General features: G+C 57.4%; 2 protein-coding genes and 1 pseudogene. 1 reads left to right on the plus strand and 2 read right to left on the minus strand.

Annotation, left to right across the window (positions count from 1 at the left end):
* A partial coding sequence (locus HT737_RS14410; protein WP_306287209.1) for a Tn7 transposase TnsA N-terminal domain-containing protein occupies nt 1–399 on the minus strand: 399 nt, incomplete at its 3' end.
* Between the two features lie 235 nt (nt 400–634).
* Here HT737_RS14410 and HT737_RS14415 point away from each other — a divergent pair.
* A pseudogene (locus HT737_RS14415) lies at nt 635–1,282 on the plus strand (ATP-binding protein); the annotation flags it as partial.
* On the opposite strand, the gene HT737_RS14420 reads toward HT737_RS14415, so the two are convergent.
* Nucleotides 1,279–2,493, minus strand: coding sequence for an aldose 1-epimerase family protein (locus tag HT737_RS14420; protein ID WP_182402999.1), 1,215 nt, complete (start codon nt 2,491–2,493; stop codon nt 1,279–1,281). The pseudogene HT737_RS14415 and the gene HT737_RS14420 overlap by 4 nt on opposite strands.
* Between the last annotated feature and the right edge of the window lie 290 nt (nt 2,494–2,783).

A 2,783-nucleotide genomic window follows, 5' to 3' on the forward strand; every position in this document is an offset into this window, starting at 1 on the left:
TGCCTTGAAAGCGACCGTGCGAATGATGGCGTCCAGATCCTGATCCGCGTAATCCGCGTTCTTGAATCGTTCTAAGTACTGGATGTTCTTCAGTGATTGGCCTCTGATCCGCGATTCGTCATAGATATGGAAGCGCCAACCTCGCTCCTTCGCATAACGCAACGCTGCCTTCCATTTTGGTAGCAGGTCGCGCCAGTTCTCACGCCAGTTCTCTGCCGGTTTGACCTCCACGAGCATGGGGCGCAGATGGGTGTGAGAATGGAAATGAACCAGATAATCCGGGGTATAAGTATAGGATCGGCCGCTGCGAGCAACGAAATCCAGTTGAACCGGCTGCGAGACCACAGTCAGAACATCCTTCCTGAAATCCATCCGACTGAGGAAGTCACGCTCCAACATGGACTCGAAGGCAACGCCTTGTCCGCGAAAAGCAAACACTCCGGAAAGGCTACGCGTCGTAGATTTTATGCGCCTCGCAACTGAGAACCGAGGCTGGTTGCAGCTATTGCTATCCATAATGCGGCCAGTTGCACCTATTAGCATGTTTGAGTTGCGTAATATTTGGGCGAATCATACGACAGAATGCGGAGCACAGCGTAGGTGCGTTGCATCTATTCCCAAATGTCACAGCAGCTCGAAACCGCAACCCGGCGAGATCACCCTCGCCCACCACGGCGTACTGTTTCTCGATGAGCTGCCGGAGTTCGATCGCAAGGTACTGGAGGTGCTGCGCGAGCCGCTGGAATCCGGGCATATCGTGATTGCCCGAGCCAAGGATCGCGTACGTTTTCCGGCACGCTTCCAGTTGGTGGCGGCGATGAATCCCTGCCCTTGTGGATATCTTGGCGAGCCGAGCGGCAAATGTTCGTGCACACCGGACATGGTGCAGCGCTACCGCAACAAGCTATCGGGGCCGTTGCTGGATCGGATCGATCTGCACCTGACGGTCGCGCGGGAAGCGACGGCGTTGAATCCGGCAGTGAAGCCAGGCGAGGACAGCGCCAGTGCGGCAGCCGTGGTGGCCGAGGCACGCGAACGCCAGCAAAAGCGTCAGCGTTGTGCCAATGCGTTCCTCGATCTGCCAGGCCTGAAGCGGCACTGCCAGTTATCCACAGCCGATGAGAAATGGCTGGAGTCAGCCTGCGAACGGCTGACCTTGTCACTGCGCTCAGCCCACCGTTTGCTCAAGGTCGCCAGAACCCTGGCAGACCTTGAGCAAGTCGATGCAATCAGCCGTGAGCATCTGGCCGAAGCGCTGCAATACCGCCCGGCGACGCCTTAATGCTCGGTCAGATCAACCAGCGGCGTCTGTCGCACTTCGGTTTCACGCCCGGCCTGGATTTCGCTCACGCGCTTCAGCGCGTTATCCACAGCGCCTTTGTCTGCCAGCAGGCTGTAGCTGATCTGAAACTGTTGGCTGGCCTTTGGCGCAATGGTCGGTACCAGGTTCAGCGGACGCTGATAGCGGCGGTTGTAGGAAAAACTGGTTCCCGGCTCAAGGCCCGTGACATAGCCTTGCCCTTGGGTGTCGGTGTTTTTCCACAGAGAAAATACCGGCAGCTGCCGGGTATTGAAGCCGACGGAGACACCGAGGCTGCCAGCCTTGTCATGCAGCACGGTCAAGGTTTCGCCTTTGGCGTCGGCGTAAGGTATGACGTTGTAGACGGTTTCGTCATAGTCCTTGGTCGGCCCGCGATAGGTCTGCCAGTCGGCCAACTCGGCTTTGGCCTCGTCGTTGAAGGGCGAGACCTGTTTCACCGGTGCTGCGAATCGCGCGCCCTGCTCGAGGAATGGCGTGCTGAAATTGCTGTGGTACAGCGCCTGGTATTCCTTTGGATAATCGCCGTTATTGGTCAGCGTATCGTTAAGGGCAAAACGGGTGCTGCCGGGCTCAGTGACAAGCTCGGTCATCACCGAAAAGTCGACTTTCTTGAACGCCTGCTCTTTCAGTTCGCCGCGCAGGCTGATGGCGTAGGGCGGTTTTTCATCAATGTGCAGCGTGACGCTGCTGGCCGGGATATTGGCAGCGCGGCCGTGCAGGGTCAGCAACTCGCCATTGTCCATGCCGGGATGGCCGACCCATTCGTAACCGCAGCGGGTCACCAGTTCATTGAAGCCTTCCAGCCAGCCCAGACCTCCGCGCCCATTGAGTTCGATGAAGGCCGGGTTGACCACGTCCTTGACTGGCGAATCCCAACCCATGCGCACGTTGCCAACAGACGCCTGCAGGACATTCATGCCACGGGTTGGCACCACCGAGAGTTTCATAATGCCGTTATCGATATCGACGATGCTGACACCTTCCTGTCGTCCGCCGTGCAAGGTTCGCAGACTCACCGAGAAAGCCTTGTCGGTTTTCACGCCGAGCTGCTCACTGGTGATTGTCCAGTTTTGCGCGGGTTTGTTGGTATCGAGGAGTACGTAATCCCAGGCCATGGCGTGGGAAGCAGCAGAGAGTACGCCGAGTGCAACGGCGAGTTTGAGCGGGGTCATGGCAGCAGCCTTTATTGAAGTTGTGCCATTTTTATAGCGCTGCGGAAACGTTTCAGCAAGAAAAGATGAGAGACATACGGGGTGATTTGCCATGGATCGCGGCGCTGCATTCGCGAGCAGGCTCGCTCTCACAGACTATTCGGGTGCTCAAACGATTTATGAGCGACCCCGGAAACTGTGGGAGAGACTGCTCGCGAAAGCTATATCAAGGCTGTATCAACGGAAGCGATCAACCTCGGAACGCAAGTCCGCCGCCAGCTTTTTCAAGCTCTTTKGCGGTGACCGCGAGG

The organism is Pseudomonas sp. MD195_PC81_125 (assembly GCF_014060985.1).
Classification (GTDB): domain Bacteria; phylum Pseudomonadota; class Gammaproteobacteria; order Pseudomonadales; family Pseudomonadaceae; genus Aquipseudomonas; species Aquipseudomonas parakoreensis.